This window comes from Martelella radicis (genome assembly GCF_014196625.1).
GTDB classification, from domain to species: domain Bacteria; phylum Pseudomonadota; class Alphaproteobacteria; order Rhizobiales; family Rhizobiaceae; genus Martelella; species Martelella radicis.
On sequence record NZ_JACIDZ010000001.1, the window covers coordinates 456677 to 471889 of the forward strand.

The 15213-nt window shown below is 60.3% G+C and carries 11 protein-coding genes and 1 pseudogene; 6 read left to right on the forward strand and 6 right to left on the reverse strand.

The features are described 5' to 3' along the window. Nucleotides 1–200 precede the first annotated feature (200 nt). From lon to clpP, 3 genes and pseudogenes are all read right to left on the reverse strand, one after another. A pseudogene (lon, locus tag GGR30_RS02095) lies at nucleotides 201–2550 on the reverse strand (endopeptidase La); the annotation flags it as partial. 241 nt (nucleotides 2551–2791) lie between these two features. Next, nucleotides 2792–4069: an ATP-dependent Clp protease ATP-binding subunit ClpX gene (gene clpX, locus GGR30_RS02100; RefSeq protein WP_183481908.1), complete on the reverse strand. Its 1278-nt coding sequence runs from the start codon at nucleotides 4067–4069 to the stop codon at nucleotides 2792–2794. A 346-nt stretch (nucleotides 4070–4415) separates the two neighbouring features. Next, nucleotides 4416–5042, reverse strand: coding sequence for an ATP-dependent Clp endopeptidase proteolytic subunit ClpP (gene clpP / locus GGR30_RS02105; RefSeq protein ID WP_183481911.1), 627 nt, complete (start codon nucleotides 5040–5042; stop codon nucleotides 4416–4418). Nucleotides 5043–5292: 250 nt separating this feature from the next. Between clpP and GGR30_RS02110 the strand changes: the two genes are divergently transcribed. Then, nucleotides 5293–6516, forward strand: a complete 1224-nt coding sequence (locus GGR30_RS02110; RefSeq protein WP_183481914.1) for a GGDEF domain-containing protein — start codon at nucleotides 5293–5295, stop codon at nucleotides 6514–6516. Between the two features lie 107 nt (nucleotides 6517–6623). Here the strand turns inward: GGR30_RS02110 and GGR30_RS02115 are convergent, their stop codons facing one another. Next, nucleotides 6624–7907: an O-acetylhomoserine aminocarboxypropyltransferase gene (locus tag GGR30_RS02115; RefSeq protein ID WP_183481917.1), complete on the reverse strand. Its 1284-nt coding sequence runs from the start codon at nucleotides 7905–7907 to the stop codon at nucleotides 6624–6626. A 124-nt stretch (nucleotides 7908–8031) separates the two neighbouring features. Between GGR30_RS02115 and GGR30_RS02120 the strand changes: the two genes are divergently transcribed. Then, entirely contained in the window at nucleotides 8032–8418 is a 387-nt protein-coding gene (locus GGR30_RS02120) for a DUF6455 family protein (RefSeq protein WP_183481920.1), read from the forward strand. 7 nt (nucleotides 8419–8425) lie between these two features. Here the strand turns inward: GGR30_RS02120 and GGR30_RS02125 are convergent, their stop codons facing one another. After that, entirely contained in the window at nucleotides 8426–8860 is a 435-nt protein-coding gene (locus GGR30_RS02125; protein WP_183481923.1) for a CoA-binding protein, read from the reverse strand. Between the two features lie 77 nt (nucleotides 8861–8937). Here GGR30_RS02125 and GGR30_RS02130 point away from each other — a divergent pair, with 77 nt between their 5' ends. Together GGR30_RS02130 and poxB are read left to right on the forward strand one after the other, a co-directional pair. Continuing rightward, nucleotides 8938–9291 carry a hypothetical protein gene (locus GGR30_RS02130; protein ID WP_183481926.1) on the forward strand — a complete coding sequence of 118 codons (354 nt, stop codon included), beginning with the start codon at nucleotides 8938–8940 and terminating at the stop codon, nucleotides 9289–9291. Between the two features lie 227 nt (nucleotides 9292–9518). Further along, entirely contained in the window at nucleotides 9519–11240 is a 1722-nt protein-coding gene (gene poxB / locus GGR30_RS02135) for a ubiquinone-dependent pyruvate dehydrogenase (RefSeq protein WP_183481929.1), read from the forward strand. Nucleotides 11241–11348: 108 nt separating this feature from the next. Here poxB and GGR30_RS23280 read toward each other — a convergent pair whose 3' ends face one another. Continuing rightward, nucleotides 11349–12686, reverse strand: a complete 1338-nt coding sequence (locus tag GGR30_RS23280) for a threonine/serine exporter family protein (protein ID WP_246413496.1) — start codon at nucleotides 12684–12686, stop codon at nucleotides 11349–11351. Nucleotides 12687–13064: 378 nt separating this feature from the next. Between GGR30_RS23280 and pstS the strand changes: the two genes are divergently transcribed. Together pstS and pstC are read left to right on the forward strand one after the other, a co-directional pair. Further along, a complete protein-coding gene (gene pstS / locus GGR30_RS02150; RefSeq protein WP_183481932.1) occupies nucleotides 13065–14102 on the forward strand; it encodes a phosphate ABC transporter substrate-binding protein PstS in 1038 nt (345 codons plus the stop codon). A 138-nt stretch (nucleotides 14103–14240) separates the two neighbouring features. Beyond that, entirely contained in the window at nucleotides 14241–15212 is a 972-nt protein-coding gene (gene pstC / locus GGR30_RS02155) for a phosphate ABC transporter permease subunit PstC (RefSeq protein ID WP_183481935.1), read from the forward strand. Nucleotide 15213 lies beyond the last annotated feature (1 nt).

Below are 15213 nucleotides of genomic sequence, written 5' to 3' on the forward strand. Positions count from 1 at the left end.
GACTTTCAAAAGCCCTGCGTTTCAAGGAATTGCAATAGGCTTGGGGTAATTTGTGAGGAAAAGGCCGACCAAAGCACGACCTCAGGGGCCCCTTTTCCACAGGAGCCCCTGAAAAGTGGCAATATTTCGGCGTTAATGCGCCACTGACTTGTTCGATTCGGCGTCCGATTCATCGGACGACATGGAGACAGGATCGGCTTCCGGATCCCACTCGATCGGCTGCGGCATCTCCAGAAGAGCGTGCTGCAGGACCTCGCCCATGCGCGACACGGGCACGATCTCCAGACCGTTCTTGACGTTATCCGGGATCTCGGGAAGATCCTTGGCGTTCTCCTCGGGGATCAGCACCTTGGTGATGCCGCCCCTGAGCGCAGCAAGCAACTTCTCCTTCAGACCGCCGATCGGCAGGACGCGGCCGCGAAGGGTGATCTCGCCCGTCATGGCGACGTTCTTGTTCACCGGAATGCCAGTCATGACCGAGACGATCGCGGTTGCCATGGCAACGCCTGCCGACGGTCCGTCCTTGGGCGTGGCGCCTTCCGGAACATGGACATGAATGTCATTCTTGTCGAACATAGGCGGCTTGATGCCGAAGTCGACGGCGCGCGAGCGGACATAGGATGCCGCTGCCGAAATCGACTCCTTCATGACATCGCGCAGATTGCCGGTCACCGTCATGCGGCCCTTGCCGGGCATCATCACACCCTCGATCGTCAGCAGTTCGCCGCCGACCTCGGTCCAGGCAAGACCCGTGACCACGCCGACCTGATCGTCGCCTTCCGCTTCGCCGTGGCGGAAGCGCTGGACGCCGAGATAGTCCTCGAGATTATCGGCGGTGATATGGACGGCGGTCTTGTCGCCCTTGACGATTTCGGTCACGGCCTTGCGGGCAAGCTTCATCAGCTCGCGCTCAAGGCTGCGCACGCCCGCCTCGCGGGTGTACTGCTGGATCGTCCGCGTCAGCGCGGCATCATCGACGGAGAATTCCTCCGGCTTCAGCGCGTGCTCGCGGATCGCCTTTGGCAGCAGGTGACGCCGGGCGATTTCCAGCTTCTCCTGCTCGGTGTAGCCGGCGATGCGAATGATCTCCATACGGTCCATCAGCGGGCCCGGAATGTCGAGCGTATTCGCCGTGGTGATGAACATCACGTTGGACAGGTCATATTCGACTTCCAGGTAGTGATCCATGAAGGTCGAGTTCTGTTCCGGGTCCAGCACCTCGAGCAGGGCCGAGGACGGATCGCCGCGGAAATCGGCGCCCATTTTGTCGATCTCGTCGAGCAGGAAGAGGGGATTGTTCTTGCCGACCTTCTTCATCGACTGCACGATCTTGCCCGGCATGGAGCCGATATAGGTACGCCGATGACCGCGGATTTCGCTTTCGTCGCGAACACCGCCGAGCGCCATGCGCACATATTCACGGCCGGTTGCCTTGGCGATCGACTGGGCAAGCGAGGTCTTGCCGACGCCGGGCGGGCCGACGAGGCAGAGGATCGGTCCCTTCAGCTTCTTGGCCCGCGCCTGCACCGCGAGGTACTCGACAACGCGTTCCTTGACCTTCTCGAGGCCGAAATGATCCTCTTCCAGCACCTCCTCGGCGTGCTTCAGGTCGCGCTTGATCTTCGACTTGGAGTTCCACGGCAGGCCGGTGAGCCAGTCGAGATAGTTGCGCACCACGGTCGCTTCCGCTGACATCGGGCTCATGTTGCGGAGCTTCTTCATCTCCGCCTCGGCCTTTTCGCGGGCTTCCTTGGAGAACTTGGTCTTCTTGATGCGCTCTTCCAGCTCGGCCATCTCGTCGCGGCCGTCCTCGCCCTCGCCGAGTTCCTTCTGAATGGCCTTCATCTGCTCATTCAGATAGTATTCGCGCTGGGTCTTCTCCATCTGCCGCTTGACGCGGGTGCGGATGCGCTTTTCGACCTGCAGGACGGAAATCTCGCCTTCCATGAAGCCTAGCGCCTTTTCCAGACGTCCCTTGACGCTGGTGGTTTCCAGCATTTCCTGCTTCTCGGTGATCTTGATCGCAAGATGCGAGGCAACCGTGTCGGCAAGCTTCGAGTAGTCCTCGATCTGGCCGGCGGCACCGACGACCTCGGGCGAAACCTTCTTGTTCAGCTTCACATAGTTCTCGAACTCGGAAACCACCGAGCGGGCCAGCGCCTCGATCTCGACGGCATCTTCCTCCGGCTCGCCGAGCACTTCGGCATTGGCTTCGTAGAAATCGTTCTCAAGGCGCACGTCGCCGATGGCCGCGCGGGCCTTGCCCTCGACCAGCACCTTGACCGTGCCGTCGGGCAGTTTCAGAAGCTGCAGCACGTTGGCGATCGTGCCGATGCGGTAAAGCGCATCGGGTTCAGGGTCGTCATCGCTTGCGTTGACCTGGGTGACCAGCATGATCTGGCGGTCGGCGTTCATCACCTCTTCCAGGGCGCGAATGGACTTCTCGCGGCCAACGAAGAGCGGAACGATCATGTGGGGGAAAACCACAATGTCACGCAATGGCAACACCGGGAACGCAGCATTTTCCGCTGCAGGCGCGTTCTGCGTCATGTCTTTTTCCTTTCAGGCAGCCCGGAAGGTCTCCGGGCATTGACGGGCTCTGGGAGACAGCCCGAACATTCTTGTCAATTGTTGCGGAACAAGTGGCGCTTTGAAAGGCCGATTTCAACCTTTGCCCCTGTTTTCACCGGAACAACGGACGATTGCAGGCGTTGGATGAGTTTGGCCGGCAAAAACGACGAAGGCAGGGACCCTGCCCTGCCTTCCGAATCATTCCTGCGTAACGCCCGCGTCACGCCGAGGCATTCGCCTTGTCGTCCGAGCGATTGGCGTAGATGTAGAGCGGCTGGGAGGTTCCAGAGACCACTTCGTCCGAAATCACCACCTCGCGCACGCCCTTCATCGCCGGCAATTCGAACATCGTGTCGAGCAGGATCTTCTCCATGATCGATCGCAGCCCGCGCGCGCCGGTCTTGCGCTCGATGGCCCTGCGCGCGATCGCCATCAGGGCATCCTCATGGAAGGTCAGTTCCACGTCTTCCATCTCGAACAGGCGTTGATACTGCTTCACGAGCGCGTTCTTCGGCGCCGTCAGGATCTGGACCAGGGCTTCCTCGTCGAGATCCTCGAGCGTGGCGATGACCGGCAGACGACCGATGAATTCAGGGATCAGCCCGAACTTGACCAGATCCTCCGGCTCCAGGTCGCGCAGCACGTCGCCGACCTTGCGGTCGTCGGCGGCCTTCACCGAAGCGCCGAAGCCGATCGAGGTGCGTTCGCCGCGCGCGGAGATCACCTTGTCGAGACCGGCGAACGCGCCGCCGCACAGGAACAGGATGTTGGTCGTGTCCACCTGCAGGAATTCCTGCTGCGGATGCTTGCGGCCGCCCTGCGGCGGGACGGAAGCCACCGTGCCTTCCATGATCTTCAGGAGCGCCTGCTGCACGCCCTCGCCCGAGACGTCGCGCGTGATCGACGGATTGTCGGACTTGCGCGAAATCTTGTCGACCTCGTCGATGTAGACGATGCCGCGCTGGGCGCGCTCGACATTGTAGTCGGCCGACTGCAGCAGCTTCAGGATGATGTTTTCGACGTCCTCACCGACATAGCCCGCTTCCGTCAACGTCGTCGCGTCCGCCATGGTGAAGGGCACGTCGATGATGCGGGCCAGCGTCTGGGCAAGATAGGTCTTGCCGCAGCCGGTTGGGCCGACCAGCAGGATATTCGACTTCGACAATTCGATATCGGAACTCTTGGAGGCGTGCGACAGCCGCTTGTAGTGGTTATGCACCGCCACCGAGAGAATACGTTTCGCATGGCTCTGGCCGATCACATATTCGTCCAGAACGCCCATGATTTCCTGCGGCGTCGGCACGCCGTCGCTCGACTTCACCATCGAGGTCTTGTTTTCCTCGCGGATGATGTCCATGCACAACTCAACGCATTCATCGCAGATGAATACGGTCGGGCCAGCGATCAGCTTGCGGACTTCGTGCTGACTCTTGCCGCAAAAGGAACAATAGAGCGTGTTCTTCGAGTCACCGCCATTGTTACCGCCGACTTTGCTCATTATCACTTCCTTCCAGTCAGCCGTCCCTTCTGGTGAACGGCTTCACATTCTTGCTTCTGTCGCGCGTCCGGATGCTTTCAAAACATCGGGGCAACAAAACGACGCGACAGACTTACAGGCAACAGGCGCAAACGCGAAACAACGCCAAATCTTCAAAAACCGGGATAACAGCTCCGGTTTTCCATACTATTAACGGCTTCAGCACCGGTTTAAAGCCAAAAAACGCAATCGTGATCCCGAAATGCCAACATGGCGCGGTCCGCTACCGGACCACGCCTCCGGCCGATCAAGGTCGGCACAGCAGAGCCATACTCAGTTTCACCTGCGAATTCATTCCGGCCTAAGATCAGTTGCCGCCCTCGATTTCGCTGCGCGATGTCATGACCTTGTCGATCAGGCCCCAGTCCATCGCCTCGCTTGCATCCATGAAATGGTCACGATCCAGCGTCTTTTCAACCTCTTCGTAAGTCTGGCCGCAATGACGGACATAGACCTCGTTGAGGCGGCGTTTCATCTTCAGAATATCGCGGGCATGGCGCTCGATATCGGATGCCTGGCCCTGGAACCCGCCGGAGGGCTGGTGCACCATCACCCGCGCATTCGGCGTGGCAAAGCGCATGCCCTTCTCGCCGGCGGCAAGCAGGAGCGACCCCATCGAGGCGGCCTGGCCGATGCAAAGTGTCGAGACCGCCGGGCGGATGAACTGCATCGTGTCATAGATCGCCATGCCGGCGGTCACGACGCCGCCTGGCGAATTGATGTAGAGCGCGATTTCCTTCTTCGGGTTTTCCGCTTCGAGGAAAAGAAGCTGGGCGCAGATCAGGGACGCCAGATGATCCTCGACCGGACCGGTGAGGAAGATGATCCGCTCCTTCAGGAGGCGGGAGTAAATGTCATAGGAACGTTCGCCGCGATTGGTCTGCTCGACAACCATGGGCACAAGCGCCATCGCGGTATCTACGGGATTTGTCATGTCTGTCCTTCGGCCGGCTGATCGGAACCGTTATCTGTCGAATCTTTCATTACTCTCCTACATAGAGTGCCACACCCCGTCACTTCAAGAGATGGATTGCGTCACCTGATCGCAGTTGAGAACGCTGCACCTGCTGCGCTGCGTCATTCAGGACGACAGCCAAGGCGACTTCGTGCCGAGTTGGCAGTTTAAATCGTTTAACTTCAGAAATGATCTGGAACGCATGTGGTGCGCGCGCGGCAGGAGGGCTATGAAGCCAGACCTTGTGGTTGAATTCGGGGAGCGATCTTCGGCCTTGCAATATAATCTGACGGCCGTTTTTGCATGGGCAGCGGACTGCATCCTTCTGTCCATCCTGCTCTTTCCGCTCTGGCTGCGCAACAGGGACCGCCTGTTCATCCTGCTCTGGTCGGCAGCGCTGGCCCTTATGGGACTCGGGCTTCTGGGCCTCACCTATGTCACGCCCCAGGCAAGCCTGCTGTTTGCATTGCCGATTGCGGCTCTGGTGGTGGCCGAAGCGCTGTCGGCGGCAGGCCTGATCTCGCTTTACGGAGAAGACAGGCCGCTGCGCTTCACCGTGCTATCGCTTTCAGTCTGGTTCGCCACCTTCGTCCTTTTCAACCTCTCCGCTTTCGGACCCGTCTCTGCCGTCGCCAGCTATTTCCTGGCTGTTATCGTCATCGCCGTCTATGCCCTGCATTTTCTCTGGTACCAGGCCACATTCGAGGAGGTCCGCTTCCATCGTTCGATTCCGGTGATCTTCCTGCTGGAGGCCGTATCCGCCCTCGCCATTGCCGTCTTCTACGTTCTGGAGAGCCCTGCCGCTCCGCATGAAGGCACATTGACGTCGATCACCCTGATCTCGGGTTTCGTGCTGTTTTCAGCAAAGGTTTGCCTGGCCGTCTGGCTCTCGATCGAAAAATACGAGTTCCATCTCAAGAAACTCGCATTCCACGATCCCCTCACGGGTATTCTCAATCGCCGGGGCTTTTTCGAGAGGATCAACGAAAGGCTGAAGTCCGCTGCTCCTTCCGATCTTTTTGCCTATCTGACGATCGACATCGATCACTTCAAATCGGTCAATGATCGCTTCGGGCACAGTGCCGGAGACGATGCGCTCGTCTGCTTTGCCCGATCCGTAGAGGAGGCGGTCGACAGGCCGCATCTGTTCGGCCGGACAGGCGGCGAGGAATTCGCCATATTGCTCAAGGTGGACGATGCTCGATCGGCAATCGGTTTTGCCGAAAGGATCCGGCACTGGCTCGCCGATGCCGGCCACTGCCACACTTCCAGTTCTACACCTCTGACAGTCAGTATCGGCATCGCCATCCAGCAAGGGGCCGGTTTCAATCTGGAGACAATGCTCTCGCAGTCCGACCGCGCGCTATACGAGGCCAAGAACAGCGGCCGTGATTGCGTCGTTGCCTACGGACTTGAAAAGGCACGGCCGACGCCGGACCGGCTCAAGGCCTGACGGCCGGGTGCCCGGCGTTTACCCGGACCTGTTGACAACTCGGTGAAAAAAACGGGCGACCCTGTGGATCGCCCGTTCTCCGTATCGTTCACATTGTCGTCCGGATCTCAGATCTTGGCGAAGGCCTGCTCGAGATCGGCAATGATATCAGCGACATCCTCGATGCCCACCGAAAGACGCACCACGTCCGGCCCGGCGCCGGCGGCAACCTGCTGTTCCGGCGTAAGCTGTGCATGGGTTGTGGATGCGGGGTGGATAACCAGTGACTTGGTGTCGCCGATATTGGCCAGATGCGAGAACAGTTCCAGCCCTTCGACAAAGGTCTTGCCGGCCTCGTAGCCGCCCTTCAGGCCAAAGGTGAAGACGGCGCCGGCGCCCTTCGGCGAGTAGCGCTGCTGCAGGGCGTGGTTTTCGTCGCCCTCAAGCCCCGGATAGCCGACCCAGGCGACCTTGTCGGACTGTTTCAGCCACTTGGCGACGGCGAGCGCATTGTCGCAGTGACGCTGCATGCGCAACGGCAGGGTTTCGATGCCGGTCGAGATCATGAAGGCGTTGAAGGGTGATATCGCCGGTCCAAGGTCGCGCAGGCTCAGGACCCTTGCACCAAGGGCAAAGGCCATCGTTCCGAAAGCCTCGTGCAGGACGATGCCATCATATTCGACGCGCGGTTCGCTCAGCATCGGATACCGGCCGGACTTCGACCAGTCGAATGTGCCACCATCGACCAGGATGCCGCCCATGGAGTTGCCGTGCCCGCCAAGGAACTTGGTCAGTGAATGCACGACGATATCGGCGCCGTGTTCGAACGGGCGAACCAGATAGGGCGTCGCCATCGTGTTGTCGACGATCAGCGGCAAACCGTGGTCGTGGGCAACCTTGGCGATCGAGGCGATATCGACGAAGGTGCCGCCTGGATTTGCAAGGCTTTCGATATAGACGGCCTTGGTTTTCTCATCGATCTGGGCGGCGAAGCTGTCGATGTCGCCGCTGTCGGCCCAGCGCACGGACCAGCCGAAATTCTCGAAGGCATGGCCGAACTGGTTGATCGAGCCGCCGTAAAGCCTGCGCGCGGCGACGAAATTGTCGCCCGGCTGCATCAGCATGTGGAAGGTGAGAAGCTGAGCGGAATGACCCGAGGCTACGGCAAGGGCAGCCGCTCCGCCTTCAAGCGCCGCCACGCGCTCCTCCAGAACCGCCGTCGTGGGGTTCATGATGCGCGTGTAGATGTTGCCGAATTCCTTCAGGCCGAACAGAGCCGCGGCGTGGTCGGAATTGTTAAAAACGTAGGATGTGGTCTGGTAGATCGGCGTCGCCCGCGCATTGGTCGCGGTATCGGGTGCCGCCCCGGCGTGAATCGAGAGCGTCGAAAAGCCCGGTTCTTTGTTATCCATAAAGTGCTCTTCCCTTTCTTGCGGGCCGGTCTCATCTGCTTTGCCGCCGGCCCTGTTTTGATCAAGATCAATGTCGCCTTTTATACAAACGTCAATATTGCTGTCGACCAATAGGAGCATCGCAATGGACGTTTTGACTGACGACAATCGCGCCGACGATCGTTATGCCGATTGGCGCAATACCGCCCATTTCGAAGGCGAAGAGGCCGCCGTGCTGGCCTTCCTCCAGCGACTTGCCGAAGAAGACATTGCCATGGCGGAGCCGCGCGACGCCAGCGAAATGACCGAGATGATGAAGGCGCTCAACATCGATCCGGTCGAGGCGGAGTTCCAGTATCGCCGCCTCTATTATGGCATGCAAGCCAATTGCGCCGCCTGCCGGGCGAAAGAGCGCTGCCGCGACGATCTCGCCTGCAACACCGCCGGCAGCCATTTCCGTGAATATTGTGAGAATGCCGAGGTGCTGAGCGAAATGCGCGCCGACCCGGACATGCTCCGCTACGAGGGGTAGGCCCGCCTCACTCCGTCTCCATCAGCCGCGGATATTCGATCGCCGGGCAGCGGTCCATCACAACGTCGAGGCCGCGCGCCTCGGCTCTGCTTGCGGCGTCCTCATCGACAATGCCGAGCTGCATCCAGATCACCCTGGGCAGCGGTTCAAGCGCCAGCGCCTCGTCCACCACGCCGCCGACAAATTCAGATGCCCGGAAGATGTCGACCATGTCGATCTCGCCCGGTATCGCGGCAAGGCTTTCATAAACTGTCCGGCCGTGGATCTGCTTGCCCGCAAGCCCCGGATTGACGGGGAAGACATCGTAGCCTTTCGAGAGCAGGAAACCCAAGACCCGGTTGCTTGGCCGTTCGGTTTTCGGCGAAGCCCCGACAAGCGCGATCCGCTTCACAGATTGCAGAATATCACGAATCTGTGCATCCTTATCCCCAGGTTGTGTCATGGCGCCGAACATCTCCTTATGGTATCAACAGGCTATACAAGTCCATGGAGGAGCCCCTAGCGGGCATTGGGTAGACCATGAAGCTCATAATCGCATCACTTGTGCTCTTTGCCGCCGCTGGAACTGCCGCGGCCCAAGATCCGATCAATCGATACGACATTCAGGACATGACCTGCAATCAGGTCCACAGCATTCTTGGCCGCGAAGGTGCCGCGATCCTGCGTTATCCCTCGCCAAGCGGCAGCGGCCGAATGCTTTATGACCGCTATGTCAACAGCCCGACGATCTGCTTCGGCCAGGGCGGACACGCCGTCCAGCGAGTCGTTCCGACCAAGGACACCAAAGGCTGCCCGACCATTTCCTGCAGGCCCGGCCCGCCGGAATGCGACACGCTTGGCTTCGACATGTTCTACTGTGACGACGATAACTGATTGATCTTCCGGTCTTCTGCGCATTGGGCCCCGGTGCCGGCGGCAAACCCGCCGTAAAAACGCCGCCGGGGCTTCACCTCTTTTTGGCCTGTTGGTAAGCTTTTGCCGATCTCCGACGTTTTATTCGATAAATCCGCAACATGCGCGGCAACGGATGATCGCTCCGGCAGGTGATGGCGCGCGCTGCCGGTCCCTTCCCGGGCGCCAGCAAGGAAAAGAGCTTACCCATGGCAGAGAGCATCGCACATTACATCGCCCGCTATCTTGGCGAGGCAGGGGTGAAGCGAATCTGGGGCGTGACCGGCGACTCGCTGAACGGCCTCAGCGACAGTATCGGCCGGTTGAAGAACCTCGAATGGATGGGCACCCGCCACGAGGAGGCGGCCGCCTTTGCCGCGGGAGCGGAGGCGCATGTCACCGGCGAGCTGGCCGTCTGCGCGGGGTCCTGCGGTCCGGGGAACCTGCATCTGATCAACGGGCTCTATGACTGCAATCGCAACCACGTTCCCGTCCTGGCGATCGCCGCCCACATTCCCTCCTCGGAAATCGGCAGTGGCTATTTCCAGGAGACCCATCCGCAGGAACTGTTTCGTGAATGCAGCGTCTATTGCGAACTGATCTCCTCGCCCGACCAGATGCCCTATATTCTGGAAGTTGCCATGCGCACGGCGATTGCGAAAAAAGGCGTCGCCGTCATCGTTCTACCGGGCGATATCGCGCTGAAGGAAATGCCCGGCGAAACGGCGATCCGCTGGAACGCGCCGGCTCAGCCCGCCATGGTTCCGCCAGAGGCGGAGATCGACAAGCTTGCCGAGCTGCTGAATGCCGGGAGCAATATCACGCTTCTGTGCGGCGCGGGATGCGCCGGCGCCCGCGATGATGTGCTTGCGCTCGCCGAGGCGCTGCAATCGCCCATGGTCCACGCCATGCGCGGTAAGGAATTCATCGAATACGACAACCGCTACGATGTCGGCATGACCGGGCTCATCGGCTTTTCCTCGGGCTATCATGCCATGGGGTCGGCCGATACGTTGCTCATTCTCGGGTCCGCCTTTCCTTACCGCGCCTTTTATCCCGAAGAAGCGAAGATCGCGCAGGTCGACACGCGCGCCGAGGCGCTCGGTGCCCACACTCAGGTCGATCTCGGAATTCTGGGCGACGTCGGCGCGACGATCCGCGCGCTGCTGCCGAAGCTCACGAAGGGCCGCAGCTCCAAATTTCTCGACAACGCCATCAAGCATTACCAGAAGGCCCGTGAGGGGCTTGATTCCCTCGCCTCGGAGAAAAGCGCCAAGGGCAACATCCATCCCCAATATCTCGCCAGGCTGCTCAGTGAAAAGGCAACCGACGACGCGATCTTCACCTGCGATGTCGGCACGCCGACCGTCTGGGCCGCGCGCTATGTCGGCATGAATGGCAAGCGGCGGCTGATCGGTTCGTTCTCGCACGGTTCCATGGCCAACGCTCTGTCGCAGGCGATTGGCGCCCAGGCCATCGATCCGGACCGGCAGGTGATCGCCATGTGCGGCGATGGCGGTTTTTCCATGCTGATGGGCGATGTGCTGTCGGTCACGCAGCTGAACCTGCCGATCAAGATCGTCGTCTTCCACAACCGCTCGCTCGGCTTCGTGGCGATGGAAATGAAGGCGGGCGGTTATATCTCCGATTCGACCGATCTCAGCAGCCCCGACTTTGCCCGCATCGCGGAAGCCGCCGGCATGAAGGGCATACAGGTGGAAGACGCCAAGGCGCTCCCCGCCGCCCTCGATGAAGCGCTCAAGACGCCCGGCCCCGTGCTGGTCGATGTGATGACGGCGAAGCAGGAACTCGCCATGCCGCCGCAAATCACCATGGAACAGGCCAAGGGTTTCAGCCTCTACATGATGCGCGCGATCCTCAACGGCCGCGGCGACGAACTGGTGCAGCTGACGAAGACGAACCTGCGCTGAAAAACGAAAGAGAGAAGGCTCGCGATCGATGCGGGCCTTTTTCCGTTCCATGCCTGAAACTGACCTCGACAGAGCGAAGCTTCTGACGAAGGATGTTCAGCCAGAGGCTCAATCCTCATGGTCCCTGGTCGGAAACTCCGGCCGGCGGAAGGTGGAGGAAACCATGGTGAGGCCCGCGCCGATCGCGCCGACGGTGAAGATCACCTGCAGGCCGGCGCTGGTGGTTGCCGCCAGCATCATGTCCGATTTTTCGAGCGGCTGGACCGTGATCTCCAAGAGGCCGATGATCCAGTGGGCTGCAGCACTTCCCGGCACCATGGGAATACAGCCGGCGACGGCAATGGCATTGCCGACGCGGCGCACCGGAAACGGCGTGTTGTAGGAGAGTTCGACGACCAGCGCGACGGCGACGGCAGCTGCAAAGGAGGCAGCTTCCAGCGGCCACCCATTGAGCATGCAGAAGGTTCTGACCGCAAGCGCCAACGCACCGGCAAGTGCTGCCCAGCCGAGATTGCGATAGCCGAAATTGAACAGCACGCCGAAGCCGGCTGCCGCGACCGCGCCAAAAAAGGCGTGATGAACGATATTGGGCGTCGATTTGATTGCGTCCTGCAGCCCGCCGCCAAGCACGATATGCGCCGCGCCGACGCCCAACGTAATAAAGACGAGAATCATCGCGACGGTGACGAAACGGGCGCTGCCGAGCGTCGGGAACCCCTCCATGATATCCGTCTGCGCGTTCATCGACGGCACGCCCGGCACGAGCATCAGCACGGCCGCGCTCATCGAAGTGTCGATCATCGTGCTGCCCATGGCCATCGCCCCGATACCGGACAGCACGGCGGCGGCAAAGGCAACCGTGGCAGTGACAACGAAGGCATTGTAGTGCCGTTCAAGCAGCACCAGACGTATATACTGGCCGATCATGCTGGCGACCAGCGTCGTCACAAAGGCTGGCGCATCGGCGCCGAGAAGCCTTCCGAAGGCGGCGCAGGCAAGGCCGGCGGCAAAGACGTTCAGCAGCTTGTGATGCTTGGGCGTGGTCTTTGTCGCCGCGGCCAGCTTTTGCTCAACCGCGTCAGGCGTCAGCCCGCCCCTGCCCGTTTCGGCGCAGATTTCGCGTACACGATGGTTGATGCGCATGTTGACGCCGTGATGGCCGACCCCGATCATGTGCGTGGACGAGCAGACGCCGTCGCCGACCGTCGTCGATATCGAGGCGAAGCCGACGCGGATGTCTGCGGTCTTAACGCCGAGGCCGAGCGCCACCTTCCTGACGCCCTCGCGCACGACGGCGGATTTCGCCCCGGTCTCCATCAGGATTCGGCCGGCTTCGAGCGCCACGAGTGCGGCCCGCTCCAGCGTTCGTTGCCGCATCAGCAATTCGGCGACGCTGTCTTGATGCAATCCGCCTGTCTCAGGGAGCGGTGTTCCTGTTTCTGTCATTGCCTCTCCTGTCGCGTGCGCGGCGTCTAGCAAGGGTGATCGGGCGGTGTGGCGGTGCGGCCGGCGGCGAAACTAGTCGGCGCCAGCGCATTCGCCTTGCTCTATGTCAAGCAGACCTCGCGTGCCGCTATTCGATCCTAGCCAAAACGCGCGGAAGAAAAAATGGGGTCAGCCCAGGGCTACGGTGCGACGCAGAAATCGCAAGTACTGATGCAAGCCGAACCCATTTATGACAGTTTTACGACAGTTGTGTGACGGTTTTTTAAAAGAAAACACGGGTTTTTCCCCGTTTATGAATTTTTTACAACATGCTATGCTTGCCTATATTTCGTTGTTATACGACTTCCGTTTTCAACCAAACCTCAAAAGGGCTATCTGATGAAAATCGGAAATTTTACCAAGGGCGCTAAGGTTGCTGCCGTTGCCGCCGCTATGGTCGTAAGCGGCACTGTCGCTCAGGCTGCAGACACCTCGCTGACGGGCTCCGGCGCCTCTTTCCCCTTCCCGCTCTACTCGGCCTGGTTTAAGGATTTTGGCCAGAAGACCGGTATTGAAGTCAACTACCAGGCCAAGGGCTCCGGCGGCGGTATCGAAGACTTCACCAACCGCGTTGTCGATTTCGCAGCGTCCGACGCTGCCATGAACGACGAGGAAATGGCCAAGGTTGACGGCGGCGTCGTTCTCCTGCCGATGACGGCCGGTGAAATCGTTCTCGCCTACAATCTCGACGGCGTTTCCGAGCTGAAGCTGCCGCGCGACGTCTACCCGAAGATCTTCCTTGGTGAAATCACCAAGTGGAACGACGAAGCCATCGCCGCCGCCAACGAAGGCGTCGACCTCCCCGACGAAAACATCACGGTTGTCGTTCGCGCCGATAGTTCGGGCACCAACTTCAACTTCACCAACCACCTTTCCGCGATCTCGAAGGAATTCGAAAGCACGGTCGGCGGCGGCAAGACCGTTCCGTGGCCGAAGGCTTCGAACTTCGTAGCCGCTCCGGGCAACCAGGGCATCACCGCCACGGTCAAGCAGACCCCCGGCGCCATCGGCTACATCGAATACGGCTACGCCCAGCAGACCAACACGCCTTACGCCATGCTTGAAAACCAGGCTGGCAACTTCGTGAAGGCCGGTCCGGAAGCTGGTAGCGCCGCTCTCGCTTCGGCCGAGCTCGACGAAAACAACGTCGCTTTCATCGTTGACCCGAAGGGCGCCGACTCCTACCCGATCGCCACCTTCACCTGGATCCTGCTCTACAAGACCGGCCAGGACGCCGACACGGTTGCCGCGCTGAAGGAAATGATCAACTACGGCCTGACCACCGGTCAGACGATGGCCGACAAGCTGGGTTACATCCCGCTGCCGGAAAACGTCATCGAAATCAACAAGAAGTCGCTGGAAGAAATCGGCGGCTGATCTCGGTCACATTGAACTTCGGCCGGGGCGTAACGTGTTGCGCCCCGGCTTTGTTGGAATGAATACACGCAGAAGTTTTACGCTCTCTCCAGTCAGATCGCGGTAGACGTCCCGATCGCCGTTACCAGGAGCCCCTTGATGGCCGACAAGCCGAAATCCGTTACGCCACGCGATGGCAGTGTTTCGCGACCACCGACCGCCTTCGAATACGGTTACGACAAATCCTTTCGCTTTCTGACATTTTTCGCAGGCCTGATCACCGTCGTCCTGCTGGTCTACATCTTCTGGAAAATCGGCTCCCAGGCCGCCCCGGCGATGCGGACATACGGCCTTTCCTTTCTGACGACCGTCGAGTGGAACCCCAACACGAACGAATTCGGTATCCTCGCCGAGATCTGGGGCACGCTCTACTCCTCGCTTCTGGCGCTGCTCTTTGGCGGCGGCCTCGGCATCGCCGTCGCGATTTTCCTGACGCAGGGCTTCCTCAATGCACGCCTTGCCTGGATCTTCCGCCTGATCGTCGAAATGCTCGCGGCCATCCCTTCGGTTGTCTACGGTCTCTGGGGCATCTATGTGCTGATCCCCGCCATTCGTCCCGTCGCCCGCTGGCTGCATGACACGTTCGGCTTCGTTCCGTTCTTTTCCACATCGCTTGCCGGTCCCGGCATGTTCCCGGCCATGATCGTCCTGTCGATCATGATCCTGCCGACGGTTGCCGCGATCTCGCAGGATGCCTTCAAGGCGATCCCGCTGAAGGTCCAGGAAGCCGCCTACGGCATGGGCACGACCAAGTGGGAAGCGATCCGCAAGGTCATCCTGCCCACCGCTTCGGGTGGCATCTTCGCCTCGCTGGTGCTTGGCTTCGGCCGCGCGCTCGGCGAAACCATGGCGCTTGCCATGTTGATCGGTAACTCGCAGCAGGTCTCGCTGTCGCTGTTCTCGCCGGCAACAACGCTGGCATCGCTTCTGGCCTCGACATTCCCCGAGGCTGGCGCAAACCAGATCGGCCCGCTGATGTATGCCGCGGTCGTGCTGCTCATGATCACCATGGCGGTCAACATCATCGGTACGGTCATCATGAACTACACATCGCGTCAGACGGTCACGTAAG

What these genes read in the sequence shown, in the direction of transcription:
- poxB (WP_183481929.1), top strand. Translation starts at nt 9,519, where the DNA reads ATGGCAGAGAGCATCGCACATTACATCGCCCGCTATCTTGGCGAGGCA.
- clpP (WP_183481911.1), bottom strand. Translation starts at nt 5,042, where the DNA reads ATGACAAATCCCGTAGATACCGCGATGGCGCTTGTGCCCATGGTTGTC.
- GGR30_RS02115 (WP_183481917.1), bottom strand. Translation starts at nt 7,907, where the DNA reads ATGGATAACAAAGAACCGGGCTTTTCGACGCTCTCGATTCACGCCGGG.
- GGR30_RS02125 (WP_183481923.1), bottom strand. Translation starts at nt 8,860, where the DNA reads ATGACACAACCTGGGGATAAGGATGCACAGATTCGTGATATTCTGCAA.
- clpX (WP_183481908.1), bottom strand. Translation starts at nt 4,069, where the DNA reads ATGAGCAAAGTCGGCGGTAACAATGGCGGTGACTCGAAGAACACGCTC.
- GGR30_RS02130 (WP_183481926.1), top strand. Translation starts at nt 8,938, where the DNA reads ATGAAGCTCATAATCGCATCACTTGTGCTCTTTGCCGCCGCTGGAACT.
- GGR30_RS23280 (WP_246413496.1), bottom strand. Translation starts at nt 12,686, where the DNA reads ATGACAGAAACAGGAACACCGCTCCCTGAGACAGGCGGATTGCATCAA.
- GGR30_RS02110 (WP_183481914.1), top strand. Translation starts at nt 5,293, where the DNA reads ATGAAGCCAGACCTTGTGGTTGAATTCGGGGAGCGATCTTCGGCCTTG.
- pstC (WP_183481935.1), top strand. Translation starts at nt 14,241, where the DNA reads ATGGCCGACAAGCCGAAATCCGTTACGCCACGCGATGGCAGTGTTTCG.
- pstS (WP_183481932.1), top strand. Translation starts at nt 13,065, where the DNA reads ATGAAAATCGGAAATTTTACCAAGGGCGCTAAGGTTGCTGCCGTTGCC.
- GGR30_RS02120 (WP_183481920.1), top strand. Translation starts at nt 8,032, where the DNA reads ATGGACGTTTTGACTGACGACAATCGCGCCGACGATCGTTATGCCGAT.